30 protein-coding genes are annotated in these 26047 nt (G+C 64.8%); 12 read left to right on the top strand and 18 right to left on the bottom strand.

The features are described 5' to 3' along the window. Nucleotides 1-18: 18 nt before the first annotated feature. A complete protein-coding gene (locus tag ACU0BR_RS14940; RefSeq protein WP_446157651.1) occupies nt 19-1866 on the bottom strand; it encodes an extracellular solute-binding protein in 1848 nt (615 codons plus the stop codon). A gap of 241 nt (nt 1867-2107) precedes the next feature. Continuing rightward, nucleotides 2108-2626 (bottom strand): c-type cytochrome, encoded by a 519-nt coding sequence (locus ACU0BR_RS14935; protein WP_446157624.1) that lies wholly within the window; start codon nt 2624-2626, stop codon nt 2108-2110. Between the two features lie 110 nt (nt 2627-2736). Between ACU0BR_RS14935 and ACU0BR_RS14930 the strand changes: the two genes are divergently transcribed. The 9 genes from ACU0BR_RS14930 (at nt 2737) to yihA (ending at nt 9946) form a co-directional block, all read left to right on the top strand. Further along, nucleotides 2737-3567, top strand: a complete 831-nt coding sequence (locus ACU0BR_RS14930; RefSeq protein WP_446157623.1) for a prephenate dehydratase — start codon at nt 2737-2739, stop codon at nt 3565-3567. Between the two features lie 264 nt (nt 3568-3831). Then, nucleotides 3832-4500, top strand: a complete 669-nt coding sequence (locus tag ACU0BR_RS14925; protein ID WP_446157622.1) for a DUF1236 domain-containing protein — start codon at nt 3832-3834, stop codon at nt 4498-4500. A gap of 168 nt (nt 4501-4668) precedes the next feature. Next, nucleotides 4669-4803: a 50S ribosomal protein L34 gene (rpmH, locus tag ACU0BR_RS14920; RefSeq protein ID WP_012177012.1), complete on the top strand. Its 135-nt coding sequence runs from the start codon at nt 4669-4671 to the stop codon at nt 4801-4803. Between the two features lie 103 nt (nt 4804-4906). Next, entirely contained in the window at nt 4907-5353 is a 447-nt protein-coding gene (gene rnpA / locus ACU0BR_RS14915; protein WP_446157650.1) for a ribonuclease P protein component, read from the top strand. A 1-nt stretch (nt 5354) separates the two neighbouring features. After that, nucleotides 5355-5627, top strand: a complete 273-nt coding sequence (yidD, locus tag ACU0BR_RS14910) for a membrane protein insertion efficiency factor YidD (RefSeq protein ID WP_446157621.1) — start codon at nt 5355-5357, stop codon at nt 5625-5627. Nucleotides 5628-5696: 69 nt separating this feature from the next. After that, the gene (gene ttcA / locus ACU0BR_RS14905; protein ID WP_446157620.1) at nt 5697-6533 is read left to right on the top strand and encodes a tRNA 2-thiocytidine(32) synthetase TtcA; all 837 of its coding nucleotides are present in this window, start codon (nt 5697-5699) and stop codon (nt 6531-6533) included. Between the two features lie 152 nt (nt 6534-6685). Beyond that, on the top strand, nt 6686-8539 hold the full coding sequence (yidC, locus tag ACU0BR_RS14900) for a membrane protein insertase YidC (protein WP_446157619.1): 1854 nt from the start codon (nt 6686-6688) through the stop codon (nt 8537-8539). Next, nucleotides 8536-9291 (top strand): MOSC domain-containing protein, encoded by a 756-nt coding sequence (locus ACU0BR_RS14895; protein ID WP_446157618.1) that lies wholly within the window; start codon nt 8536-8538, stop codon nt 9289-9291. Before yidC ends, ACU0BR_RS14895 begins: the two co-directional genes overlap by 4 nt. A 4-nt stretch (nt 9292-9295) precedes the next feature. Further along, entirely contained in the window at nt 9296-9946 is a 651-nt protein-coding gene (gene yihA, locus ACU0BR_RS14890) for a ribosome biogenesis GTP-binding protein YihA/YsxC (RefSeq protein ID WP_446157617.1), read from the top strand. Between the two features lie 78 nt (nt 9947-10024). On the opposite strand, the gene ACU0BR_RS14885 is transcribed toward yihA, so the two are convergent. Then, nucleotides 10025-10762, bottom strand: coding sequence for an SDR family NAD(P)-dependent oxidoreductase (locus ACU0BR_RS14885; RefSeq protein ID WP_446157616.1), 738 nt, complete (start codon nt 10760-10762; stop codon nt 10025-10027). A gap of 119 nt (nt 10763-10881) precedes the next feature. On the opposite strand from ACU0BR_RS14885, the gene argB reads away from it, so the two are divergent. From argB to ACU0BR_RS14870, 3 genes are read left to right on the top strand one after another with little or no spacing between them, the layout of a single operon-like run. After that, on the top strand, nt 10882-11748 hold the full coding sequence (gene argB, locus ACU0BR_RS14880) for an acetylglutamate kinase (protein WP_446157615.1): 867 nt from the start codon (nt 10882-10884) through the stop codon (nt 11746-11748). Next, entirely contained in the window at nt 11745-12425 is a 681-nt protein-coding gene (locus ACU0BR_RS14875) for a ferredoxin (protein WP_446157614.1), read from the top strand. Before argB ends, ACU0BR_RS14875 begins: the two co-directional genes overlap by 4 nt. Further along, a complete protein-coding gene (locus ACU0BR_RS14870; protein ID WP_446157613.1) occupies nt 12416-12946 on the top strand; it encodes a SixA phosphatase family protein in 531 nt (176 codons plus the stop codon). Before ACU0BR_RS14875 ends, ACU0BR_RS14870 begins: the two co-directional genes overlap by 10 nt. 139 nt (nt 12947-13085) lie before the next feature. On the opposite strand, the gene ACU0BR_RS14865 is transcribed toward ACU0BR_RS14870, so the two are convergent. The 15 genes from ACU0BR_RS14865 to ACU0BR_RS14795 form a co-directional block, all read right to left on the bottom strand. After that, nucleotides 13086-13877: an amino acid ABC transporter ATP-binding protein gene (locus ACU0BR_RS14865; protein WP_446157612.1), complete on the bottom strand. Its 792-nt coding sequence runs from the start codon at nt 13875-13877 to the stop codon at nt 13086-13088. Between the two features lie 12 nt (nt 13878-13889). Then, on the bottom strand, nt 13890-15206 hold the full coding sequence (locus ACU0BR_RS14860) for an amino acid ABC transporter permease (protein ID WP_446157611.1): 1317 nt from the start codon (nt 15204-15206) through the stop codon (nt 13890-13892). Between the two features lies 1 nt (nt 15207). Continuing rightward, entirely contained in the window at nt 15208-16464 is a 1257-nt protein-coding gene (locus tag ACU0BR_RS14855; protein ID WP_446157610.1) for an amino acid ABC transporter permease, read from the bottom strand. A gap of 135 nt (nt 16465-16599) precedes the next feature. Next, the gene (locus tag ACU0BR_RS14850; RefSeq protein WP_446157609.1) at nt 16600-17616 is read right to left on the bottom strand and encodes an amino acid ABC transporter substrate-binding protein; all 1017 of its coding nucleotides are present in this window, start codon (nt 17614-17616) and stop codon (nt 16600-16602) included. A gap of 262 nt (nt 17617-17878) precedes the next feature. Continuing rightward, entirely contained in the window at nt 17879-18592 is a 714-nt protein-coding gene (locus ACU0BR_RS14845; RefSeq protein WP_446157608.1) for an ATP12 family chaperone protein, read from the bottom strand. Beyond that, nucleotides 18589-19275: an HAD-IA family hydrolase gene (locus tag ACU0BR_RS14840; RefSeq protein ID WP_446157607.1), complete on the bottom strand. Its 687-nt coding sequence runs from the start codon at nt 19273-19275 to the stop codon at nt 18589-18591. Before ACU0BR_RS14840 ends, ACU0BR_RS14845 begins: the two co-directional genes overlap by 4 nt. Then, entirely contained in the window at nt 19272-20321 is a 1050-nt protein-coding gene (locus ACU0BR_RS14835) for an RluA family pseudouridine synthase (RefSeq protein WP_446157606.1), read from the bottom strand. Before ACU0BR_RS14835 ends, ACU0BR_RS14840 begins: the two co-directional genes overlap by 4 nt. Continuing rightward, the gene (gene crcB, locus ACU0BR_RS14830) at nt 20318-20695 is read right to left on the bottom strand and encodes a fluoride efflux transporter CrcB (protein ID WP_446157605.1); all 378 of its coding nucleotides are present in this window, start codon (nt 20693-20695) and stop codon (nt 20318-20320) included. The genes ACU0BR_RS14835 and crcB overlap by 4 nt, the downstream gene beginning before the upstream one ends. Nucleotides 20696-20726: 31 nt before the next feature. Continuing rightward, nucleotides 20727-22049: a replication-associated recombination protein A gene (locus ACU0BR_RS14825; protein ID WP_446157604.1), complete on the bottom strand. Its 1323-nt coding sequence runs from the start codon at nt 22047-22049 to the stop codon at nt 20727-20729. 146 nt (nt 22050-22195) lie between these two features. After that, on the bottom strand, nt 22196-22615 hold the full coding sequence (gene rplQ / locus ACU0BR_RS14820; protein ID WP_446157603.1) for a 50S ribosomal protein L17: 420 nt from the start codon (nt 22613-22615) through the stop codon (nt 22196-22198). A 121-nt stretch (nt 22616-22736) separates the two neighbouring features. Next, entirely contained in the window at nt 22737-23753 is a 1017-nt protein-coding gene (locus ACU0BR_RS14815) for a DNA-directed RNA polymerase subunit alpha (RefSeq protein WP_446157602.1), read from the bottom strand. Between the two features lie 108 nt (nt 23754-23861). Continuing rightward, nucleotides 23862-24251 carry a 30S ribosomal protein S11 gene (gene rpsK / locus ACU0BR_RS14810; RefSeq protein ID WP_446157601.1) on the bottom strand — a complete coding sequence of 130 codons (390 nt, stop codon included), beginning with the start codon at nt 24249-24251 and terminating at the stop codon, nt 23862-23864. A gap of 15 nt (nt 24252-24266) precedes the next feature. Beyond that, nucleotides 24267-24635 carry a 30S ribosomal protein S13 gene (rpsM, locus tag ACU0BR_RS14805; protein WP_446157600.1) on the bottom strand — a complete coding sequence of 123 codons (369 nt, stop codon included), beginning with the start codon at nt 24633-24635 and terminating at the stop codon, nt 24267-24269. Between the two features lie 187 nt (nt 24636-24822). Then, entirely contained in the window at nt 24823-25470 is a 648-nt protein-coding gene (locus tag ACU0BR_RS14800) for an adenylate kinase (protein WP_446157599.1), read from the bottom strand. Then, nucleotides 25467-26047: preprotein translocase subunit SecY (locus ACU0BR_RS14795; RefSeq protein ID WP_446157598.1), on the bottom strand; the 581-nt coding region annotated here is incomplete at its 5' end. The genes ACU0BR_RS14795 and ACU0BR_RS14800, both read right to left, overlap by 4 nt.

Raw genomic sequence — 26047 nt, 5'->3', positions numbered from 1 at the left:
TAGTCCTGTTCTGACGGCTCAGAATGCGCCCGCCGCCTTGAGTTCCTTTGCTCTGTCGGCCTTGTACCACCAGATGCTCAGCTCTCCCAGCCCATAGGGCGGCGGCGTGTCGGGAAACCCGAAGATGTCGTAATAGGCGATGGTGTCGGCGCCCTTGTACCATTCCGGCACGGCAAAGCGTTCGGCCCGCAGCACCCGGTCGAGCGCGGATATGGCGACGCGCATTTCCCGGCGCGTCTTGGCCGCGATGACCACGTCAATCAGCTTGTCGACCGCTTCCGATTGCAGGCCGGCGGCGTTGAACACATCGTCATTCGCGCTTTCGGACCCGTAGTACTGGCGCAGCTCGGTGCCCGGAATATAGCCGGTCTGGGTAAAGGCGGTGATGATGTCGAAATCGAAATCGGGCGGCCGGATGCGCGATTCCATCTGCGCGTTGTCGACCCGGTTGTGCACCGCATCGACACCCAGCCGCCGAAGGTTCTCGACATAAGGGTTCAGCACCCGGTCGAAGGTCTGGCTGTCGTTCAGGAATTCCACCTTGAGCAGCTCACCCTCGGCGTTGCGGCGCATCCCGTCCGCGCCGACGGCCCAGCCCGCATCCTCCAGCAGTTTGGCGGCACGGCGCAGCATTGATCTGTCGACCTGACGCTCGCTGCCATTGGGCCAGGAAAACGGCTCGGAATCGAGCACGCCGTCGGGCAGGATGTCTTTCAACGGCTCCAGAATTGCCAGCTCCTCGGGGCTGGGCAGGCCGCGCGCGCCCAGATCGGTATTGGCCCAGAACGAACTGTCGCGGCTGTAGATGCCGTAGAACAGCGTCTCGTTCGACCAGGTGAAGTTGAACATAAGGCCGATGGCCTCCCGCACGCGGGGGTCCTGAAACTTTTCGCGCCGCAGGTTGAACACGAAGCTCTGCCCCGGCGCCTTGATCGAATTGGGCACCTCGCGCTTGATCACCCAGCCCTTCTGGACGGCCGGGAAATCATAGCCCGTGGCCCAGATCTTCGACGAGGCCTCGTTGCGGAAGGTATAGGTGCCGCCCTTGAACCCCTCGAAGGCGGCGTTGTAATCGGCGAAATACTCGATGCGGATGGTGTCGAAGTTGTTCTGCCCGCGGTTGATCGGCAGATCCTTGCCCCAATAGTTCGGATCGCGCTTGTAGACGACGCGCTGGCCTACATCCATCTGGCCCAGAACATAGGGCCCCGAGCCCAGCAGCGGTTCCAGCGAGCTTTCGGCGAAATCGCGGTTGTTGGCGTCATAGAACGCCTTGGAAAAAATCGGCAACCCGCCGATATCGGCAGGCAGATCGCGGGTCGGGATGCCCTTGTTGAACACGAATTTGATCCGCCTGGGGCCCAGGATCTCCACGCTTTTGACTTTTTTGCTCAACTGGGCGCGGAAACTGGCCAGCCCCTTGTCGCGCAGGATCTCATAGGAGAACTTCACGTCCTCGGCGGTCACGGGGCTGCCGTCGGAAAACTTGGCCTCGGGGCGCAGGTTGAAGATCACCATGCTGCGGTCTTCGGGATATTCTAGCGATTCCGCCAGCAGGCCATAGCTTGCGCCGATCTCGTCCAGCGTGCCGGTCAGCATGCTTTCGAAAAAGATCGACGACATCGCCGCCGCCCGCCCCTTCACCGTGTAGGGGTGCATGGAATCGAAGGAGCCGAACGCCCATTCCGATATCTCGCCGCCCTTCGGCGCGTCGGGATTGACGTAATCGAGATGCTCGAAATCGGCGGGATACTTCAGATCGCCGAAGGTCGATATCCCATGCGCCTTGATGAGATCGCCCTGCGCACGCGCGGCGAAGGGCAGCATCATCAATGTGATGAAAACCAGAACCGGAAACAACGACATCAGCGCCCGGAGGCGATACCCCCTGTCGCCCAGCGACGACCGCGCCGCGACCAAGACCGTTTGCGCCCGAAGTCCTGTCATCCGATCCCCCTATGATTACGGAAGCGTACTTGCAGAAATATCGTATCGTCGCCGAAGGTAAAGTCACGAAACCGAAAGATACAAGCCGCCTTTGCCCCCGAACGCGAAAGGCCGCCCAGAGGGGCGGCCTTTGCAGCGTAGGGATGCAAACGCAGGTGGCTCAGCCGCCCACCGATTGCAGATAAGCGATGACGTTGGCCCGGTCTGTCGCGTTCTTCAGACCCGCAAAGCCCATCTTGGTGCCCGGTGCCCAGCTCTTGGGGCTGGTCAGGAAGGCGCTCAGATGCTCGGGCGTCCAGTCGCCCTGCTTGCCCGACAGCGCGTCGGAATAGTTGTAGCCCTCGGCCGTCGCGATGGGCCGGCCCACGACGCCGTAAAGATAGGGACCGACGCCGTTGGCGCCCTTTTCCAGCTTGTGACAGGCCTTGCATTTGGAAAAAACCCGCTCGCCCTTGCCGGGATCGGCGCTGGCCATCAGGGTGGCGATGTCCACCTGCGGCGCGGCTTCCTTGGGGGCGGCATCGGCGGAGGCCACCTCGATCTTATACCCCTGAACGCCTTCTTCACCATGTGCCTCGGTGAAATACATCGTATCGGCGAACCAGCTGCCCAGCAGAAAAACAAGCAGGGTTCCGCACAGGGCGCCCACGATTTTGGTCAGCGTCATTGTATCGAACATGAAGGGATCTCGTTCTAAGGATCGTTTGGCAAGTGTCTATCCGCTTCCCACCGTGTTCCGCAAGGTGTAGTCACCGCGACGAAACGCCCTTTTGATCGGGAGACAGCAGCATGAGCCACCGCATCGCATTCCAGGGTGAGCTGGGCGCTTATTCGCATCAGGCCTGCGTGGACGCCCGCCCCGAGATGGAGCCGATGGCCTGCCGCACATTCGAGGATGCGATCGACGCGGTCAGGGACGGCACCGCCGAACTTGCCATGCTGCCGGTGGAAAACACGACCTACGGCCGGGTGGCCGATATCCACCGCCTTCTGCCCGAGTCGGGGCTGCACATCGTCGGCGAGGCCTTCGTGCGGGTGCACATCAACCTGCTGGCCCTGCCCGGCACGCCGCTCGAGCGGATCACCCACGCGATGAGCCACACGGTGCTGCTGGGCCAGTGCCGCGGGTTCCTCAGGCAGCACGGCATCCACCGCGTCACCGGCGCCGATACCGCCGGCTCGGCCCAGCACGTCAGCGAACAGGCCGACCCCACGCTGGGCGCGCTGGCCTCGGAACTGGCGGGCGACATCTACGGTCTGGATCTGGTGGCCCGCCATATCGAGGATCAGGACAACAACACCACCCGCTTCCTCATCATGTCGCGCCAGGAGGATCTGTCGCGCCGCGGCGAGGCGATGATGACGTCCTTCGTGTTTCGGGTGCGCAACATTCCGGCCGCGCTCTACAAGGCGATGGGCGGCTTCGCGACCAACGGCGTCAACATGACCAAGCTGGAAAGCTACATGGTCGGCGGATCGTTCCAGGCCACCCAGTTCTATGCCGATATCGAAGGCCACCCCGAGGACGCGCCGGTCGCCCGCGCGCTGGAAGAACTGCGCTATTTCTGCTCGGACATCATGATCCTGGGGACCTACCCGGCCGATCCCAACCGGCACTGACCCGCACCTACCCGGCGCACCGAAGCCGGGGTCCGGGCGCGGCGCGCACCGCCCGTCCGGTTCCAGGCGGATCGCCTTGAAATTGCACATGCGGCAAAAACTCGCCCAGCCGCCTCGCCATCGGCAGGCAGCCGCGCATCATGCGATGTCGGCACATCGCCGGGCGTCTTCGGCCGGGAACCCGACCTTCTGACAGCGGTTGTCTGGCAGTAGCGGCCACAGGGATGTTCCCGAAAAACGGCCGGACTGACGAAGGAGACGACAATGTTCAAGAAAACCGCACTCGGCATGACAATGGTAAGCCTGATGGGCACAGCCGCATTCGCTCAAGCCCAGATTGACGCCACCGCCGCCACGGATCTCAACCTGCGTGCAGGCCCCGCCCCCACTGCGGAAATCATTTCCGTCATCCCCGCCGACGGCGCCGTCAAGGTCGAGGGATGCCTCGACACCTCCAGCTGGTGCCGCGTCGATTTCGACGGCACCCAGGGTTGGGCCTATGGCGACTACCTGACCGCAATGGTCGAAAACAAGCCGGTCGCCGTCTACCCCAACCGCCAGCAGGTCAACGTGACCACCGTCACCTATGACGACACCACCGGCGAATCCGCGACCGGCGCGGGCACCGTAGGCGCCATCATCGGCGGCCTGACCGGCGGCCCGATCGGCGCGGCGGCCGGCGCGGTGATCGGCGCGGGCGCGGGCGCCGTGGCCAACCCCGGCCCCGACATCACCGCGAAGACCGAAACCTATGTCACCAGCAACCCGGTCGATCCGGTCTATCTGGACGGCGAGGTCGTGGTCGGCGTGGGCATCCCCGATACCGTGACGCTGAACAAGATCCCCGACAGCAACTACAGCTATCAGTATATCAATGGCGTGCCCGTGATCGTCGACCCGGCCGAGCGTCGCGTGGTCCGCATCGTGCGCTAAGCCCGCACCATCTTGCGACAGCAGCGGCCCGGAACAGATCGTTCCGGGCCGTTTTTCCATTGCAACCGCGTTGACTTCCCCAATCACCCCGCCTAAAGACCGGGTTTCTAGATTCCCGATCGCGGAGGCCAGCCGCCGACCCGGTCCAAAACAGACGGAGCAGGAGCGATGAAGCGCACCTTTCAACCGAGCAACCTCGTTCGCAAGCGGCGGCATGGTTTTCGTGCCCGCATGGCCACCAAGGCCGGCCGCAAGATTCTGAACGCACGGCGCGCCCGTGGCCGGAAATCGCTTTCCGCATAATCCAGTGCCGAAAGGCACCGACGCATTGAAACCGCCTGCGGCCTCTGACGCGAAACCCGTTTCGCATCCAGACCGGCCACAGGCGGTTTTCGCGCTTGCGCCCGTGGCGGCGGACAAGGCGGAACCCGCCACTGGCCCCGACGCTGGCCCCAAGTCTGGCCCCGCCTCTGGCGGGACGGCAAAGCTGCATGTCCTCAAGAAGCGCGCCGATTTCCTGAAAGCCGCCCGCGCCCGGCGCCAGCCGATGCCGGGTTTTCTGTTGCAGGCCCGCCAGCGCGCGCCCCAAGCCGACCCCCAGGCCGCCCCCCCGGCCGATCCGCGCATCCGCATCGGCTATACCTGCTCCAAGAAGATCGGAAACGCGGTGGCGCGCAACCGCGCCAAAAGACGGCTGCGCGAAATCGCGCGCGCCGAACTGCCCGCGGGCGGCACGCCGGGCTGGGATTACGTTCTGGTCGGCCGCCCCGGCGCCACCGCGGATCTGCCCTTCGACCGCCTGCGCACGGATCTGCGCCGCGCGCTGCAACGGCTGCACAAGGGGCGCGACTGACATGGGCGGCGTCGGCGCCCGCCTGCTCGCGTTGCCGGTTCACGGCTACCGGCTGCTGATCTCTCCGTGGCTGGGCGGCAATTGCCGCTATCAGCCCACCTGTTCCGCCTACGCGCTGGAGGCGCTGGAGCGTCACGGCGCGCTGCGCGGCGGCTGGCTGGCGCTGCGCCGCATCGCGCGCTGCCACCCCTGGGGGGGCATGGGACCCGATCCGGTGCCCGGGGCGCGAACCGACCCGCCATCCGACAGGCGGCCCAACCGCCCACCCCGCTGACGGCGCGCAAATGACTTTGCATCCGCGCCCGGTTTTGCGATACCGGCCCCGACCCCACGCGAGGCTGCCATGCTCGACGATCTGAACGACATCCACCCATTGTTCCACGGCGCACCCGCCAGCACCGAATTCCGCAAGCTGCGCAAACGCATCGTCCGCCAGACCCGCGAAGCCGTGGAACAATACGGCATGATCGAACGCGGTGCCCGCTGGCTGGTCTGCATGTCGGGCGGCAAGGACAGCTATACCCTGCTGGCGGTGCTACACGAATTGCAATGGCGCGGCCTGCTGCCGGTCGACATCCTGGCCTGCAACCTCGATCAGGGCCAACCCGGCTTTCCCGCCACCGTGCTGCCCGCCTTTCTGGAACGCATGAAGGTGCCGCACCGGATCGAATACCAGGACACCTATTCGATCGTCATGGACAAGATCCCCGCGGGCCGGACCTTCTGCGCGCTCTGCTCGCGGCTGCGGCGCGGCCACCTCTACCGCATCGCCCGGGAAGAAGGCTGTTCCGCCGTGGTGCTGGGCCATCACCGCGACGATATCCTGGAAACCTTCTTCATGAACCTCTTTCACGGCGGCAGGCTGGCCACCATGCCCCCCAAGCTGGTCAACGAAGAGGGCGATCTCTTTGTCTATCGCCCGCTGGCCCATGTGGCCGAATCGGATTGCGAGAAATTCAGCCGCGCGATGAACTACCCCATCATCCCCTGCGATCTCTGCGGCAGCCAGGACGGGCTGCAACGCCAGCAGGTCAAGCAGATCCTCGACGGGTGGGAAGCCAACAGCCCCGGCCGCCGCCAGGTCATGTTCCGCGCCCTGATGAACGCGCGCCCCTCGCATCTGCTGGACCCGAACCTCTTCGACTTCGCCGGGCTGGCCCGCACCCCGCCCGAGGCATAGCGCCGCCGCGGGTGCTTCTTTTCGGAAAAAATACTCTCGCCGAAGGCGTCGGCATCCGCCGGTCCCTGCCTGCGGGCCGTGAATCCGCTTGACCTTTCCGGCCCCAGTCGGTTGAACCGCACCAACCCCAAATCGACAGGTATTGGTCCCGCATGGACGATCAGAACAAGAACCTCATCCTCGCAACCGCTCTCAGCTTTCTGGTGATCCTGGTATGGTTCATCTTTTTCCCGCCTGAGGATCCGCCCGTCGATCCAAATGCCCCCGCCACGGCGACGGCGCCGCTGGACGGCACGGCCGACAGCACGCAGACCGCCTTGACGCCCCCCGCCGTCACCGGCGACCAGCCCACCGGCGGCGCCGGCGACGAGGCCGGCGACCCCGTGCAGACGGCGGCCGCCCCCGACGCGCCGCGCGTGGCCATCGACACACCGCGGCTGGCCGGGTCGGTCTCGCTCAAGGGCGGGCGCATCGACACGCTCTACCTCAAGGATTACACCGTCAGCCTGGACCCCGGCGCGGAAAACGTCGAACTCCTGTCGCCGGTCGGCAACCCGCGCGCCTATTACGCGCTTTATGGCTGGGCGCCCGGCGGAAACCTCGACTTCAAGGATGTCCCTTCCGCCAACACGCTTTGGGAAGTTGCCGAAGGCGGCGACACGCTGTCGGTCGACAACCCCATCACCCTGCGCTGGAACAACGGCAACGGGCTGATTTTCTACCGCAAGATCGCGCTCGACGCGAATTACATGTTCAACGTCACGCAGACGGTCGAAAACGGCACCGGACAAGAGGTCCGGCTGGCGCCCTACGGCATCGTCGCGCGCCACGGCGAGCCGCAGACCCGCGGTTTCTTCATCCTGCATGAGGGCGTGGTGCGCATGTCCGACGGCAAGCTCGAAGAACTCAAGTACAAGAAAATGCCGGAACTTCCCGTCGACAACCGCGAAGGCGGCCGCGCCGAGGTTCTGAATGTCGAAACCAACGGCTGGATCGGCTTTACCGATCAGTACTGGATGACGACGCTGATCCCGCAGCCGGGGCAAGCCTTCCGGTCGGTGATCAAATACGTCCCCTCGTCGGACATCTACCAGACCGAAGCGCGCCTGCCCACGCAGGCCGTCGCACCGGGCGGCACCGCCAGCGTCGACACGATGCTGTTCGCGGGCGCCAAGGAATGGGAAACCATCCGCAACTACGAAAAGAACGACGGAATCCTGGGCTTCATCGACTCGATCGACTGGGGCTGGTTCTTCTTCCTGACCAAGCCGATCTTCGCCGTCCTGCACTGGCTCAACAGTATGATCGGCAACATGGGCTGGTCGATCATCGGCCTGACGCTGATCATCAAGGCGCTGCTCTTCCCGCTGGCCTACAAGTCCTACGTGTCGATGGCGAAGATGAAAGAACTCCAGCCGCAGATGGAGAAGATCAAGGAAAAGGCGGGCGACGACCGCATGAAGCTCCAGCAGGAGATGATGGCGCTCTACAAGAAGGAAAAGGTGAATCCGGCTTCCGGCTGTCTGCCGATCCTTCTGCAGATCCCGATCTTCTTCTCGCTCTACAAGGTGATCTTCGTCACGATCGAACTTTACCACGCGCCCTGGCTCGGCTGGATTCACGACCTGTCCGCGCCCGATCCCACCTCGGTGCTGAACCTGTTCGGCCTGCTGCCCTACCCGGCGCCGGGCCCTGAATCGATCCTTGCGATCGCCTCCATCGGGGTGCTGCCGATCCTGCTGGGCATTTCCATGTGGTTGCAGCAGAAACTGAACCCGGCGCCCGCCGACAAGACGCAGGCGATGATCTTCGCCTGGATGCCATGGGTGTTCATGTTCATGCTCGGCCGGTTTGCCAGCGGGCTGGTGCTGTACTGGATCGCGAACAACACGATCACCTTCACGCAGCAGTATCTGATCATGCGCAGCCAGGGATATAAGCCCGACGTCTTCGGCAACATCCTGCGCAGCTTCAGTCGCGACAAGTCGTCGACAGAAAAGAAATGACCGCCGCGCTGGCCCAGATCTGGCGTCATCCAGTCAAATCCCACGGCAGCGAGCCGCTGTCGCGCGTGTCGCTGCAAGCCGGGCAATCGATGCCCTGGGACCGGACATGGGCCATCGCACATGAGGCGGCCAAGACCGCCGGCAACAGCTGGGGGCGCAGCGCGAATTTCTCGCGCGGGGCCAAGGCGCCGGGGTTGATGGGGATCTCCTGCACGCTGGAGGAGGAGACCGAGGTGGTGACCTTCCGCCACCCCGATCTGAACACTGTCTCCCTTCATCCCGAACGCGACGCGGCGGCGCTGCTGGACTGGTCGCGCCCGCTGCTGCCCGATGACCGGGCACAATCGGCGCGCGTCATCCGGCTGGACGGGCGCGGCATGACCGACACGCCCTACCCTTCGGTCAGCCTGATGAACCTGTCGACGCACCGGCAGGTCGCCGATCGCCTCGACATGCCGGACCTGGACATTCGCCGCTGGCGTGGAAACTTCTGGATCGACGGGCTGCCCGCCTGGCAGGAGCTTGACTGGATCGGCCGGAAACTGCGCCTGGGTGCCGCTCTCCTGCAGGTGGAAGAGCCGGTGGTGCGCTGCCTGGCCACCGCCGCCAATCCGCGGACCGGGGAACGCGACGCCGACACCCTGGGCGCGCTGCAACAAGGCTGGGGCCACCGGCACTTCGGCGTCTATGCCCGCGTGATCGCAGCCGGCGACGTCCTCTGCGGCGATGAACTGACACTGATCGCGGAGTGAGACGATGGACCTGAAATTCCCGATCGCCGAACAGCCCGACGCCGCCGAACTGGAGCGCGCGCGGCTTCTCTTCGCCTCGGGCGCGGAGTTCCTGAAAGGCGTCGTCGCCATGTCGGGCCTGCCCGACGCGGACCGGGGCGAGGTCTGCTTTGCCGGCCGCTCCAACGTCGGGAAATCCACGCTGATCAACGCGCTGACCGGGCGCAGGGCGCTGGCGCGCGCGTCGAATACACCGGGCCGGACGCAGGAAATAAACTTTTTCACACTGACCGATGCGCTCTATCTCGTGGATCTTCCAGGCTATGGTTATGCCAATGCGCCGGTCGATGTCGTCGCGAAATGGCAGCGGCTGCTGAAAAGCTATCTGACCGGGCGGCAGACCTTGCGCCGCGCCTTCGTGCTGGTCGACCACCGCCATGGCGCGAAAGCCGTGGACGAGGAAATCATGTCGCTGCTCGACCGGGCGGCGGTGACCTTTCAGGTCGTGATGACCAAGGCCGACAAGGTAAAGCAGGCCGACCGCGCCGCCGCGCTTGAGACCACGCGAAAGGTGCTGGCGCGCCACCCGGCCGCCTATCCCGAGATCATCGTCACCTCTTCGGAAAGCGGCGATGGGATCGGCCAGCTGCGCAGCGTGATCGCGCAATTCGCCTGACGGCGCCGACGGGGCAGGTCGATGCCTCCGGCGGGGATATTTTCACGACAATGAGAGGCAAGCCGTGGCGCGCCGGGTTCAGACGTGCTGGCCGCCGTTGACCTCGATTTCCGTACCGGACACATAGCTGCCCTGATCGGAGCACAGGAAATAGATCGTGGAGGCGACCTCCTCGGGTTGGCCGAGGCGGCGCAGGGGCAATTCGGCGACGATCCGGTCGGTGCCCGGCGACAGGATCGAGGTTTCGACCTCTCCGGGCGCGATCGCATTGACGCGGACGCCCATCGGGCCGAAGTCATTCGCCATCTCGCGCGTCAGCGCCTTGAGCGCGGCCTTGGACGTGGCATAGGCGGCGCCCGCGAAAGGATGCACCCGGCTGCCCGCGATGGAGGTGACGTTGACCACCGATCCGCCCGCCGCCGCCAGTTCTTCCTTCAGCCCGCGCGCCAGTACCACGGGGGCGAAGAAGTTGACGTGGAACACCTGCCCCCAGGTGCGCAGGTCGGTGTCGATGCTGTTGAGCCGCGCGCCGCCCTCGCCCTTGGGGGAGATGCCCGCGTTGTTGACCAGCGCGTCGAGCCGCCCGTCGAGCTTGGCGCGGATGCGCTCGATCGCCTCGATGGTGCGGGTGGGATCGGCCAGGTCGATCTGGATGTGGTTTTCCTCACCGCCCGGCCAGGGGCAGCGCGGGTCGAAAGGATGGCGCGAGCAGGTGAGCACGCGCCAGCCCTCGGCCGAAAAGCGCTTGACCGTGGCATGACCGATCCCGCGGCTGGCGCCGGTCAACACGATGCTGCGCTGTCTGTCCTGGCTCATCCGTGGTCGCTCCGCCGGTTTCGCGTGCAACCTATCCTATTCGCGGGGCGGCGCAATGGGGCGCCACTTGGCAGTACCCCGCGAAGGCAGTAACAGGGAGAGCAACAAAGGTAGATGAAATGAAGAAACAGACCGCCATGAATCGTGACTGGATCGCCACCGCCCGCACCCTGTCGCAGGCCCTGCCCTATCTGCAACGCTATGACGGCGCGCGCGTGGTGATCAAGTTCGGCGGCCATGCGATGGGCGACGCCGCTTCGATGGAGAGTTTCGCCCGAGATGTTGTGCTGATGCAGCAAGTCGGGGTGAACCCCGTGATCGTGCATGGCGGCGGCCCGATGATCAACGAGATGCTGGAGCGGCTCGACATAAAGTCGGAGTTCGTGAAGGGCAAGCGCGTGACCGACGCCGCCACCGTCGAAGTGGTCGAGATGGTGCTGTCGGGCCTGATCAACAAACGCATCGTGCAGGCGATCAACGATCAGGGCGGCCGCGCGGTCGGCTTGTCGGGCAAGGACGCCAGCATGATCGTCTGCGACCCGGCCGCACCCGAACTGGGATTCGTGGGCAACCCCGCGCAGGTGAACGCCGATGTGCTGCACCAGCTTCACACCGCCGGGATCATCCCCGTCGTCGCGCCGATCGGCATGGGCCGGAGCGGCGAGACCTACAACATCAACGGCGACACCGCCGCGGGCGCCATCGCCGCCGGGCTCAAGGCCGATCGGTTGCTGTTGCTGACCGACGTGGCCGGGGTGAAGGACGCCGAAGGCCATGTGCTGACCGAGATGACCCCCCAGCAGATCGACGAGCTGACCGCCCGGGGCGTGATCGCGGGCGGCATGATCCCCAAGACGGAGACGGCGCTGAACGCGATCCGCGGCGGGGTGCGGGCGGTGGTCATCCTGGACGGGCGCGCGCCCAACGCCTGCCTGCTGGAGCTCTTCACCGATCACGGCGCAGGCTCCCTGATCCGGTCGAGATGAGCGCCCCGCCCCCGCTTGAGGAGGACCTGCGCGCGCAGAACCTCGACGTGCTGGGCGGCTTTGCGCTGACGCCGGGGGAGCCTGTCGCGGGTCTGCCGTCGCGCGGCAGCCTCGTGCTGATCGGCCCGCGTGATCCGGGTTTCTGGGATGCATTCCAGACAACCCCGGAATGGCGCGACCGTCGGCCCGACCCGATGGACAGATGGTCGCGCCGCGTGCTCGAAGCTGTCGCCGACACCTATGGCGCGCGCGCCGTCTTTCCCTTTGGCGGCCCGCCCTGGCATCCGTTTCACGATTGGGCGCTGCGGTCCGGGCGGGCCTGGGTGTCGCCCATCGGAATGCTGGTGCACGACCGGGCGGGTCTGATGGTCTCCTACCGCGGCGCGCTGGTGCTTGCCGAGGGTCACGCCCTGCCCGCATCCTGCGAAGCGCGCGCCCCCCGGCCCTGCCTGAGCTGCGCGGCAAGGCCCTGCCTGACGCGCTGTCCGGCGGGTGCGCTGTCGAGCGAAGGATACGACGTGTCGGCCTGCCACGACTTGCTGGCGCGCAGGCCGGACGGCCCATGCATGCAGGGCGGCTGTCTGGCCCGCCGCGCCTGCCCGGTAAGCGCAGGCTACCCGCGCGACCCGCGCCAATCGGCCTATCACATGGAAAGGTTCCACCCTTCATGCCCCTGACGCTGATCCTGACCCGCCACGCCAAGGCCGTCCCCGCACGCAGCGGTCTCGACGACCACGACCGCCCGCTGACCGAGGGCGGACGCCGCGATGCCCGGGCCGTCGGTCGCTGGCTGCACGCCCGGATGGCGGAACTGGCGCTGCCGGCACCCCTGGCCCTGGTGTCGAGTGCGCAGCGCACGCGCGAGACGCTGGATGGCATTGCGGCACATGCGCAGATCGGTTCGCGGCAGGTGGAGGGAAAGCTATATGCCGCGCCCGCGGGCGGGTTGCTTTCGGCGATCCGTCAGGTGCCGCAGCTGCCAGTGGCCCTGCTGATCGCCCATAATCCCGGCATCGCGACGCTGGCCAATAACCTGCTGCGCCAGCCCGCGCCCTCGCGGCTGGGCCGATATGCCCCCGGCACGACGAGCATCGTCGCATTCGACATCGAAAGCTGGGCCGATCTGCGCCCCGGCACCGGACGATTTCTTGCCTTCGCCTCTCCGAACGATCTGCCTGCGGAGGACGACGGCGCCTGAAGCGGCCGGGATCTTCCCCGCCCCCGCGTCCGGACCCGACCCGCCCGACAGAGACGCCCACATGTGAAAAAGGCCGCCCTGCGCGGGCGGCCCCCGAACATGCGCGGCATGTCGGATGTTTTCGTACCGTCCGTTCCGTTCAGTGGCCCAGGATCTGGCTCAGGAACAGTTTCGTACGTTCCGAACGGGGGTTCTGGAAGAACTCTTCCGGCTCGTTCTGCTCGACGATCTGGCCCTGGTCCATAAAGATGACCCGGTTCGCCACCTGCCGCGCGAACCCCATCTCATGGGTGACGCACAGCATGGTCATGCCGTCTTCGGCCAGCTCGATCATCGTATCCAGGACCTCCTTGATCATTTCCGGGTCCAGCGCCGAGGTCGGTTCGTCGAACAGCATGATCCGCGGCTTCATGCACAGCGATCGCGCGATCGCGACGCGCTGCTGCTGGCCGCCCGACAGCTGGCCCGGGTACTTGTCGGCCTGCTCGGGGATCTTGACCTTTTCGAGGAAATGCATCGCGGTTTCCTCGGCCTCCTTGCGGGGGGTCTTGCGCACCCAGATCGGTGCGAGCGTACAGTTTTCCAGGATCGTCAGATGCGGAAAGAGGTTGAAGTGCTGAAAGCACATGCCGACCTCGCGCCGGATCTTGTCGATGTTCTTCAGATCCGAGGTCAGCTCGATCCCGTCCACGACGATGCGCCCGGCCTGGTGTTCCTCCAGCCGGTTGATGCAGCGGATCAGCGTCGACTTGCCGGACCCCGAAGGCCCGCAGATCACGATCCGCTCGCCACGATTCACCGTCAGGTTGATGTCGCGCAGCACGTGGAAGGTGCCGTACCACTTGTTCATCTCGGCGATTTCGATGGCGATCTCGTCGCTCACCTGCATCTGGCCGCGCGCGGCGTTGGTATTGGTTGCAAGATCAGACATAGGCGATCTCCCTCAGCGATGATCGGTCTGAAGCTTGCGCTCCAGATACATGGAATAGCGGGACATGGAGAAGCAGAAGACGAAGAACATCAGCGCGATGAAGCCATAAAGCTCCCACACGATGCCGTTCCATTCGGCGTTGGCCCGGATGGCGTTGGACAGGCCCAGCGGATCGAGCAGGCCGATGATCGACACCAGCGTGGTGTCCTTGAACACACCGATGAAGGTCGACACGATGCCGGGGATCGAAATCTTCAGCGCCTGCGGCATGATGATCAGCCGCTGCGCCTTCCAGTAATCCAGCCCCAGCGCGTCGGCGGCCTCGTACTGGCCCTTGGGCAGGGCGGCCAGACCACCGCGGATGACCTCTGCCATATAGGCGGCGGCAAAGAGCGTCACCATGATCATCACCCGCAAGATGATGTCGAAATTCGTGCCCGGCGGCAGGAACAGGTTGAGCAGGGTCGAGGCCACGAACAGCAGCGTGATCAGCGGCACGCCGCGGATGAACTCGATGAAGCCCACGCAAAGCGACTTGACGATCATCAGATCCGACTGCCGCCCCAGCGCCAGCACGATGCCCAGCGGCAGCGAGGCGGCGATGGCCGTCACCCCGATGGTGATCGACAGCATGAAGCCGCCGAAGTTGCGGCTGTCGACGGGTTCCAGCGCCATCGGGATCAGCGACTGAAGGTCGGTGGCCGCCTGCCCAGCAAGAAAGATCCACCACAGCACCGGCACCAGCATCGCCCCGATCACGGCGACCAGCGCGCCGCTGAAACGGCTGGCCAGGACAAAAGTGCCATAGCCGAGCACGACACCGAACAGCGCCATGAGCGGCGTCCAGACACTGCCCCCCCACATCAGCCAGGCGGCGACGAAGGGATAGATCGCGCTGAACCACAACAGCACCCTCGGCACGCGCCCGAACAGGATCGGTGCGACGGCGACCAGCAGCAGGACGAAGGTGAGGTTCGGCCGCCAGTAAAGGTCTGAGGGGTAAAATCCGTAGATCAGTTGCAGATAGCGTTCCCGGATCACCGCCCAGCAGGCGCCGGTGGTGCCTTGGCCGTAGGCGGCGGCGATCTGGTCGCGGCATTCGCTGAGGGAATTGGCGGTCCAGCTCGATTGCAGCATCCAGGGCAGCACGGCCGCCAGCACCAGATAGACCACGATCACCCCGGCGATCGTCATGAGGGTGTTGAACCACCCCGAGAAAAGGTTGCTGCGCATCCAGCCCAGCGGGCCGCTTGTCGTGACGGGCGGCTCCTGTTCGGGCAGCATCGTGTCCCGTACGTAGAGGACGGTTTCCTGATGTGTATCGCTCATCCTACCGCTCCACCAACTTCACACGATTGTTGTACCAGTTCATCACCGTCGAAATACTCAGCGAAATGGCAAGGTAGACCAGCATCAGAAGCAGGATCGACTCGAGCTCCCGTCCGGTCTGGTTCAGCGTGATGCCGCCCAGCGTGCCGGTGATGTCCATGTACCCCACCGCGATCGCGAGCGAGGAGTTCTTGGTCAGGTTCAGATACTGCGAGATCAGCGGCGGGATGATCACCCGCAGCGCCTGCGGCAGGATCACCATGTTCATCGTGCGGTTGGGGGAAAGCCCCAGCGCATAGGCGGCCTCGGTCTGGCCGCGGCTGACCGACAGGATGCCCGCGCGCACCGCTTCGGCGATGAATGCCGCGGTATATAGCGACAGCGCCAGCCATAGCGCGATCAACGAATTGCGCATGTAGGTGCCGCCCTGAAAGTTGAAGCCCTTCAGCGCCGGATAGCCCAGATAGAATCCCAGAGCCCACAAAAGCAGCACCGGCGGCAGCACGATCAGCGCGGCACGCAGATACCAGGTGGTGGGCCTCGTGCCCGTCGCGGCCTGGATGCGGTCGGCGCGGGTCTTGACCCGCGCGGCGGCCCAGATCCCCAGCCCCAGCACGATCAGCAGCGCGATAAGTTCGATACTGATGTTAAAGGCGCCAAAAACCGAAAAATCGCCCAGCCCGCGGGAAAACAGCGGCTCGGGCACGTAAACGCCGCGGTTGGTGATGGCGACCGAGTCGAAAAGGAACATCGACGCATCGGGCGTGTCGCCCCTGAAGTCGCGCGGCGCGGGCAGCGTCTCGATCAGGATCGCCATGAAGAACACGATCCACAGCAGGACCGGCACGTTGCGGAATCCTTCGATGTAGACCGTCATCAGGCGCGAGATGATCCAGTTCTTCGACAGCCGCAGCACGCCGATGATAACCCCCAGGATCGTCGCCAGCGCGCAGCCCAGGGCGGCCACCAGCAATGTGTTCAGCAGCCCGACGAAGGCCGCCCGCAGATGCGAAGACTGAGAGGTGTAATCGATCAGGCGCTGGTTGATGTCATAACCGGCGGGTTCGGTCAGAAAGCCGAAATCGATCGGCTTGCCGAGGGCCGCCAGGTTCTGCGCCGTGTTGCTGACCAGCCAGGCCAGCAAGGCCAGGAACCCGATGATCGCCACGGCCTGGATGGTCAGCGAGCGATAGCGGGTATCGTAGATCAGCATGGAGAGCCGGAACGACTCCTTCGGCGGGTCGGTAAGTACAGTCATCGCGTACAGCCCCGTTTTCCCTATCGCAAAATACCCGCGATCCGGTTGGGCCGGTCCGTCCTGGGTCATTGCTGCTTTTATTATTGGTGTATGGCAGAAGGGCGCCGAATTCGGCGCCCTTCGCTTGGTCGGAACTTAGCGGAAGGGGGGCGAATAGATCAGCCCGCCGTTGGTCCACTGCGCGTTCAGCCCGCGTGCCAGGCCGATGGGGGTGGATTCGCCGATGTTCTTTTCGAACAGCTCGCCGTAGTTGCCGCCCGCCATGATGGCGTTCTTGGCCCAGTCGGCACTCAGGCCCAGCATCTCGCCCAGGTTACCCTCGGTGCCCAGAAGACGGTTGATCTCCGGGTTGTTGGTGCCCTTGGACAGCTCTTCGATGTTGGCGGAGCTCACGCCCAGCTCTTCCGCCGCGATCAGCGCGTTCAGCACCCAGCGGTTGATGTCGGCCCATTGGTCGTCGCCGTGACGGACCAGCGGCCCCAGCGGCTCCTTCGAGATGATCTCGGGCAGGATCACATGCACCGAAGGGTCCTCGAACGTCGCGCGTGTCGCGGCCAGACCCGAGGCGTCGGTGGTGTAGACGTCGCAGGCACCGGCCAGGTACTGCTGTTGCGCCTCGGCGTTGGTTTCGATCGGCACGGGCTCATAGTTGATGTTGTTGGAGCGGAAGAAATCGGCCAGGTTCAGCTCGGTCGTGGTGCCGGTCTGGATGCAGACGGTGGCGCCGTCGAGATCCTTGGCGGAGGTCACGCCCAGCTCCTTGGGCACCATGAAGCCCTGACCGTCGTAGTAGTTCACCCCGATGAAGGTGAATTTCAGGTCGACGTCGCGTGAAAAGGTCCAGGTGGTGTTGCGGGCCAGCGTGTCGATCTCGCCCGAGGCCAGCGCGGTGAAGCGGGTCTTGCCGGTGGTGGGCGTGAATTCGACGGCCTGCGGGTCGCCAAGCACCGCCGCGGCGACCGCGCGACAGACGCCGACGTCAAAGCCTTCCCAGTTGCCGTTCGCATCGGGTGCCGCAAAGCCAACCAGTCCGGTCGTCACGCCGCAGTTGAGCTTGCCGCGCGATTTGACATCGTCAAGCGTCGCCGCCGCCACCGAACCTGCCACGAAGGTGGCAATCGTTGCTGCGCCAAGAATAACCGTAGATTTCATATTTACCTCTTCCTGATGTTTCTGCCGCTCGGGACAGATTTTTCGACCTTTTCAAGGGCCGGAGGGCGTTACCTTGAAGGTTGTATCCCCTCAATGGCACCAAGTTAGGTCAAAAATGATAGCGCAGGTCAAGAGACCAAAGCCCAGGTTGCGCTGCGTAATTGAACATTTGATTAAATTTTCCAGCCATGCCCGTGCCTTGCCGAAAATCTATATGTCTCGCTTCCGCGCTCTCCGTCCCGAGCACCCGCGGATCGGTGGCTCAATGCGTTTGCGAAAGTTTCAAAAACCTGTAGGCGTGTTGAAATGCCTGAAACTTTTCCGCGCTGAGGGCCGCGGCCTCCGCGTCATGACCCCATTGCTCGATCTGCCAATCCTCATCGATTCGCGAGATTTGCCAGATCTCCTCGACCGGGCGCAGATCGTGCATCGCGGCCAGCCCCAGAACCAGCGACCCCGAAAGGGACACAAGATCGTGCATCGCCGTGAGGGAATAGGGCCTCAGCGCCTCGACTTGGGCCGACAGGCGCGCAACCGCGGCATCGGGCTGCGCGACCGGCACGATGCCCACGGTCGGCCGCAACCGCGCGCCGAATGTCGCCTCCGCCCACTGCAACAGCGGGTCCCAGGCCGCGCTCTGGCGTTGCGCGAGCTCCTCCGGGGTGTCCGCGCGGTAGCACAGCAGATCGGTGGCACCATATTCCGCGAGCATCGCGGCGACCTCCGCGCGCTGCGGAACGACCTTGTCGAGCGCGGCATTGGCCGAACGGGTGACGGGCATCGTATCCGGGCGCACCACATCCTGCTGCGCCTGCCATTCCTCGGCCACGGCATCGGCCATCGCCCGCGTGGGCAGGTGCAGCGTCTGCTTCAGCGGCGTCTTGACCCGGCGGCCGTCAAGGGTGACGTGCCAGCGATCGCCCTCGGCCACGATATCGGCCGCCTTCCAGAAGCGTTTCGGTGTCCATTCGCTCATGTCGATGCCCAGATACTTGCGATTGCGTCGGGCAGATCCTCGTAGCGGTCGATCACGGCCTCCGCCCCGGCCGCGTGCAGCGCATCGACGCCGTGATAGCCCCAGGCGACGCCCAGCGTGCGCGCGCCGGCCGACCGGCCCATCGCCATGTCATAGCTGGTGTCGCCGATCATCAGCACGCGCCCCATGTCGATTCCGGTTTCCGCGGCCGCACGCAACACCATCGAGGGATGCGGCTTGCTGGGGTGATCGTCGGCCACCTGCGTGGTCACGAAATAATCCGCCAGGGCATGGCTTTCCATCAGATGCGTCAATCCGCGCCGAGATTTGCCGGTGGCGATGCCCAGCACGTAGTGATCCACGCCCCGGCAATGGTCCAGAGCAGCCAGCGCACCGGGGTAGAGCGGCGTCAGGGCCGATGCCGGATCGGACATCCGGGTTCGGGCAAAGGAATTGCGGTAGTTCTCCACCAGGGCTTCGCTGTCGGCCTCCGGGGCCAGCACCAGCATCGCCTCCGACAACGACAGGCCGATGATCGAGCGGATCGCCTCATCCTGCGGAGCGGGCAGGCCCGCAGCCGCAAACGCCGCGCGCATCGCGCCGATGATATGCAGCTGGCTGTCCACCAGCGTGCCGTCCACATCGAAGAGGATAAGGCAAGGCGTGTCGTCCCGCGCCGTCATGCCTCCTCCTCGTCGAAGGGGTCGACGGGCACATCCCGCGCGTCCCAGCCGACCATTTCCCAGGTGCGGGCCATATGTTCGGGCAGGGGCGCCGTCAGATGCAGCTGCGCGCCCGTTTCCGGGTGGCGCAGCGTCAGGGACCGCGCATGAAGGTGCAGCTTCCGGCTGACCTCGCCGCCCAGCTGCGCCCCCCAGCCGTCGCCCTGGTTTTCCTGCCCCGATCCGCCGTATTTGCCGTCGCCGACGATCGGGTGGCCCAGCTCTGCCATATGCGCGCGCAGCTGGTGGGTGCGCCCGGTGACGGGCACCAGCGCCACCCAGGCCGCGCGTTTGGCAAGCGTGGTCATCACTGCGTAATCGGTGGTGGCGCGTTTGGCGTCGGGGGTGGCGTCGACCGCGCCGGGATGGATGCACAGCATCTTTTCGCCTTCGCCCCTGGCGCCATGCCCCGGCGCCTTGACCAGCCCGAAGCGCACCGTACCCATGCGCGGATGCGGCACCCCCGCGACGACGGCCCAGTAGATCTTGCGCGTCTCGCGCGCGCGAAACGCCGCCGTCAGCGCCCCCGCCACCCGCTGCGTGCGCGCAAGAAGCAAAACGCCGGAGGTGTCCTTGTCCAGCCGGTGCACCAGCCGCGGTTTCTCGTCATAGCCAAAGCGCAGCGCGTCCGACATCTGATCGACATGGCGGGTCTGCTTGCTGCCGCCCTGCACCGGCAGGCCCGGCGGCTTGTTCAGCGCGATGATGTGGTCGTCGCGATAGATCACGCAGGCGCGGATCATCTCGGCGTCGGCATCGGTGACGCGAGACGCGGCGGAGCGTTCGCGGGTGTCGGCCTCATCGGGCAAGGGGGGCACGCGCACCACCTGGCCCGGCGCGATGCGCGACGCCGCCTTGACCCGCCCGCCATCGACACGGATCTCGCCCTTGCGGCACAGCTTTTCGATCTTGCCCTGGCTGACGTGCGGAAAATTGCGGCGGAACCAGCGGTCCAGCCTTTGTTCGGCCTCATCCGTACCGACGGTCAGCATTTGCACGGCGCTCATGTCAGCACGCTCCTTGCCATCATCAATCCAGCGCCGATCGCGATCAGCGACAATGTCACCGACGCCAGCACGTAAATCCCCGCCAGCGCCGCCTGCCCGCGTTCCCACATCGTGATCGCATCCAGCGAAAAGGCCGAAAACGTGGTGAACCCGCCCAGCAGCCCGGTCATCAGCAAGGGGCTGAACCGCGTGCCGCCCTTGATCGCCAGCGCCACGACCAGCGCACCCATCAGGAAGGAGCCCAGAATGTTCACCGTCAGCGTTCCCCAAGGAAAGCCGGGGCCAAAGCCGCGGATCGTGGCCACGCCGGTCAGATAGCGGGCCATCGCCCCCAGCGCGCCGCCGATGCCTACTTGTAGAAGGGTCCAGATCATCGCGCCTACCTCATGCCCGCATCGCACATTGTCAACCGTCCTGCCGCTTGGCGCGGAGCTTGGCGAAATAGTCCAGCCTGCGCTTCAGCTCCCGCTCGAAGCCGCGCTCCACCGGCAGGTAATAGACGCCGCGCTTCATCCCCTCGGGGAAATAGTTCTGCCCGGAAAATCCGTCTTCGGCATCGTGGTCATAGGCATAGCCTTCGCCGTAGCCCTGTTCCTTCATCAACCCGGTAGGCGCGTTCAGGATATGCTTGGGCGGCGGTTCCGACCCGGTCTTTTTCGCCGCGCGCATCGCGTTCTTGAAGGCGGCGTAGCCCGCGTTCGACTTGGGCGCCAGCGCCAGATAGCTGACCGCCTGCCCCAGCGCCAGCTCTCCCTCGGGGCTGCCGAGCCTTTCGTAGGTCTCCCAGGCGTGCAGACAGACGGTCTGCGCCTGCGGGTCGGCCAGCCCGATGTCCTCCACCGCCATGCGCAGGATGCGCCGCGCCAGATAGCGCGGATCCTCGCCGCCCGTCAGCATCCGCGCGAACCAGTAAAGCGCGGCGTCCGGGTCGGACCCGCGCACCGATTTATGCAGCGCCGAGATCAGGTTGTAATGCTCATCGCCGGATTTGTCGTATTTCGCGGCGCGGCGCGTCAGTCGCCTGGACAGGGCGTCGCGATCAAGCTTGGCGTCGGTTTTCCATGCGGCAACCTGTTCGATCAGGTTCAAAAGGCTGCGCCCGTCGCCATTGGCCATTTCCAGCAGCGCGTCGCGGGCAGACCCGTCGAGCGGCAGGGGCCGGGCGATTTCGCGTTCCGCCCGCTGGGCCAGCCGCTCCAGATCCGCCAGCGACAGCCGCTCCAGCACCAGCACCTGCGCGCGGCTCAGCAGCGCGGCGTTCAGCTCGAACGAGGGGTTCTCCGTCGTCGCACCGACCAGCAGGATCGTGCCGTCCTCCATATGCGGCAGGAAGCTGTCCTGCTGCGCCTTGTTGAAACGGTGGATCTCATCGACGAACAGCAGCGTCCCCTGCCCGTTGCCGCGCCGCATCCGCGCGGCCTCGAACACCTTCTTCAGCTCGGCGACGCCGGAAAAGATTGCGCTGATCTGCACGAAGGCCAGATCGGTTTCATCCGCCAGCAGCCGCGCGATGGTGGTCTTGCCCACGCCGGGCGGCCCCCAGAAGATCAGCGACGACAGGCTGCCCGAAGCCAGCATCACGCCCAGCGGCGCCTCGGGGCCCAGCACCTGCGGCTGGCCGATGACCTCGGCCAGCGCCCGCGGGCGCAGCCGGTCGGCCAGCGGGCGTGGCGCGCTGCCGGAGGCCCGGGCGGGCGCCGCGGCGCCGGTATCGAAAAGATCAGCCATAAGCGAAAGCTACCCGTGCGAGGGGGGCGGGAAAAGCGCAATCCGTCGCCGCGCCACCCCCCGGAATACGAGAAACCCCGGCGCGCGGCACCGGGGTTTCTGGAAATTCTGTCGCGGCCCCGCCTGGTCCCGGCGGGGGCCTCGGATCACGCCTCGGCGGCTTCCTCGGCCTCGACGCGGGCGCGGTCAGCGGCGCCCTTGGCATCGACATCGCGGTCGACGAATTCGATGATCGCCATCGGCGCCATGTCGCCATAGCGGAACCCGGCCTTCAGCACGCGGACGTAACCGCCCTGACGCTCCTTGTAGCGCGGCCCCAGCACGTCGAACAGCTTGGCGACATGCATGTCCTGCTTCAGCTGGGCATTGGCCTGACGGCGGGCATGCAGATCGCCGCGTTTTGCCAGCGTGATCATCTTTTCGATGATCCGGCGCAATTCCTTCGCCTTGGGCAGCGTGGTCTTGATCTGCTCATGTTCGATCAGCGAACCGGCCATGTTCGCGAACAGCGCCTTGCGATGTTCGTGGGTCCGGTTCAGGCGGCGGTAACCTCTTGCGTGACGCATTGTCTAAACTCCTGGTTTTGCTTTGTCCGGCGGTCCCATGCGTTGTGGGCCGCTCTCCTTGGGGCGGAATTGCCCGGATGCGGGGCGCGTCCCCGGCCGCTGGGCCGGGACCGCCTCGGGATCAGAGATGATCCTCGAATTTCTTGGCCAGTTCCTCGATGTTGTCGGGCGGCCAGTCGACGATGTCCATGCCCAGATGCAGACCCATGCCCGAGAGCACTTCTTTGATCTCGTTCAGGGACTTGCGGCCAAAGTTCGGGGTGCGCAGCATCTCGGCTTCGGTCTTCTGGATCAGATCGCCGATATAGACGATGTTGTCGTTCTTCAGGCAGTTCGCGGACCGGACCGAAAGCTCCAGCTCGTCGACCTTCTTCAGCAGCAGCGGGTTGAACTCCAGATCGTCGTCGTCGTCCTGCGTGCGGGCGGCCTCGGGCTCGTCGAAGTTGACGAAGATCGACAGCTGATCCTGCAGGATGCGCGCGGCGAAGGCCACCGCGTCGTCGGGGCTGAGCGAGCCGTCGGTGTCGAGTTTCAGCGTCAGCTTGTCATAGTCCAGCACCTGCCCCTCGCGGGTGGGCTGCACGTCATAGCTGACCTTCTTGACCGGCGAATAGATCGCGTCGATCGGGATCAGGCCGATGGGCGCATCCTCGGGGCGGTTCTTGTCGGCCGAGACATAGCCCTTGCCGGTGTTGACCGTCAGTTCCATGAACAGATCGGCGCCCTCGTCGAGGTGACAGATCACGTGGTCCTTGTTCAGAACCTCGATCCCCGAACTTTCGGAAATGTCGCCCGCCGTCACGATGCCCGGACCCTTGGCGGAAATCGACAGCCGCTTGGGCCCCTCGACTTCCATGCGGATCGCCACGCCCTTGAGGTTCAGCACAACGTCGGTCACATCCTCGCGGACCCCGGCGATGGAGCTGAACTCATGCAGCACGTTGTCGATCTGCACACTGGTGATGGCGGCACCCTGAAGCGAGCTCATCAGCACGCGGCGCAGCGCGTTGCCCATCGTCAGGCCAAAGCCGCGCTCCAGCGGTTCGGCGATCACGGTCGCCTGACGCGTGGGGTCGTTGCCGGGTTTGACGTCAAGCTGGGTCGGCTTGATCAGCTCTTGCCAATTTTTATGGATCATGTGTCGCCTCCATTCGTGTTCTCGGTAAGGATCCGGGTCCGAGAACGCCCGAGGTTCAAAAAGACGGAATCGGGCCGCGCGAAACCACGCAGCCCGAATTTGGATAGATCAGACGCGGCGACGCTTCGGCGGGCGAACGCCGTTGTGGGCGATCGGCGTGACGTCACGGATCGCCGTGATGTTGAAGCCGACGGCAGCCAGGGCGCGCAGCGCGGATTCGCGGCCCGAACCGGGGCCCTGCACTTCGACTTCCAGCGTCTTGACGCCGTGGTCCTGCGCCTTCTTGCCCGCATCCTCTGCCGCCATCTGGGCCGCGTAGGGTGTGGATTTTCGGCTGCCCTTGAAGCCCATCGTGCCGGCAGAGGACCATGCGATCGCATTGCCCTGCACATCGGAGATCAGGATCTTGGTGTTGTTGAACGAGCTGTTCACATGCGCCACGCCGGTGGCGATGTTCTTGCGTTCTTTTTTCTTCGTGCGTGTCTTATCGCGTGCCATTGATCAGACCCTCCCTTACTTCTTCTTGCCGGCAATGGCCTTCGCGGGGCCTTTGCGGGTACGAGCGTTGGTGTGGGTCCGCTGGCCGCGGACAGGCAGGTTGCGGCGATGGCGCAGGCCACGGTAGGCGCCCAGGTCCATCAGACGCTTGATGTTCATCTGCACTTCGCGACGCAGATCGCCCTCGACGGTGAAGTTCGCGTCGATATGCTCGCGGATTTGCAGCACTTCGGCATCCGACAGCTCGTTGACCCGGCGCGTGCCGTCGATGCCGACAGCTTCGCAGATCGAGCGGGCCGAGGAGGGGCCGATTCCGGTGATGTAGGTCAGGGCGATGGGAACGCGCTTTCCCGTGGGGATGTTTACGCCAGCAATACGTGCCACGTGTCACTTTCCTTTCGTTGCGGTTCCGTAGCTCCAGAACCTTTTCTCACAACGACGGCCCGAGGCAGCTGCCAGCGGGCCACGTCATAACTGATTATCCACCGAAGGCGGGACGGCGGAATTCCACCGATTCCCCTAACGGGATGGCGTGAACTAGGTCGTTTTGACCACCGGGTCAAGACCGGATTCACAGGTTGTCAAGAACTTCCTTGACCTGCGCTGCCACGACGGGAATGTCGCTGAGCCCGTCCACCCCGGTCAGGTTGCCCTTGCAATAATAATAGCCCAGCAGCGGAGAGGTCTTCTTGTAATATTCCATCAGCCGCTGCTTGAGGCTCTCGGCGTTGTCGTCGGCGCGCCGTTTCAGATCGTGCGACCCGCAGACGTCGCAGACGCCCGCCACCTTGGTGGGACGGGTTTCATCGTGATAGACCGCGCCGCAGTTGCCACAGGTGAACCGGCCCGACACACGCGCGACCAGCGCCTCGTCGTCCACGCGCATCTCGATCACCGCATCCAGCGCGGCGCCCTTCTTCTCCAGCAGCTCGCCCAGGGCATCGGCCTGCGCCAGCGTCCGCGGGAACCCGTCGAAAATCAGCCCGCCGCCGTTGTCGCCGGTCAGCTTTTCCTCGATCAGACCGATCACGATCTCATCGGTCACCAGCTCGCCACGCGCCATGACCTCGGCGACGCGGCGCCCCATCTCGGTATCGCTTTCCTTGGCTTCGCGCAGCATGTCGCCGGTAGACAGCTGGATCATGCCCCTCTCTTCGACCAGAATTTTCGCCTGTGTGCCTTTACCGGCGCCCGGCGGGCCGAGAAGAATGATGTTCATCGTCTGGCTGTCCCTTTTTTACCACGCCGCTTACCGCGAAGTTGCGACTTTTCGATCAGTCCTTCGTATTGATGCGCCAACAGATGGCTTTGCACTTGCTGGATGGTGTCCATCGTAACCGACACGACGATCAGCACCGAGGTGCCGCCGAAGTAGAACTGGATCGCCAGCTGGCTGCGCAGGATCTCCGGCAGCAGCGTCACCAGCGCCAGATAGGCGGAGCCCAGCACCAGGATGCGCGCGACCACGTAGTCCAGATATTCCTCGGTGCGCTTGCCGGGGCGGATGCCCGGAATGAACCCGTTCTGGTTCTTCAGGTTCTCGGCCACGTCATCGGTCTTGAAGGCGACATTGGCGGTGTAGAAGTAGGTGAAGAACACGACCATGCCGGTGAAGAACAGCAGGTAAAGCGGCTGGCCGGGCCCGAAATAGGCCAGCAGCGTCGACATCACCGGGTTGGTGGAATTGCCCGAGAATGTCGCGATCGTCGTGGGCAGCAGCAGCAGCGAAGAGGCGAAGATCGCCGGGATCACGCCGGCCGGGTTGACCTTGATCGGCAGATGCGAGGATCCGCCGT

Source organism: Brevirhabdus sp., from assembly GCF_052826345.1.
This window is presented reverse-complemented; position numbering and strand designations above follow the sequence as displayed.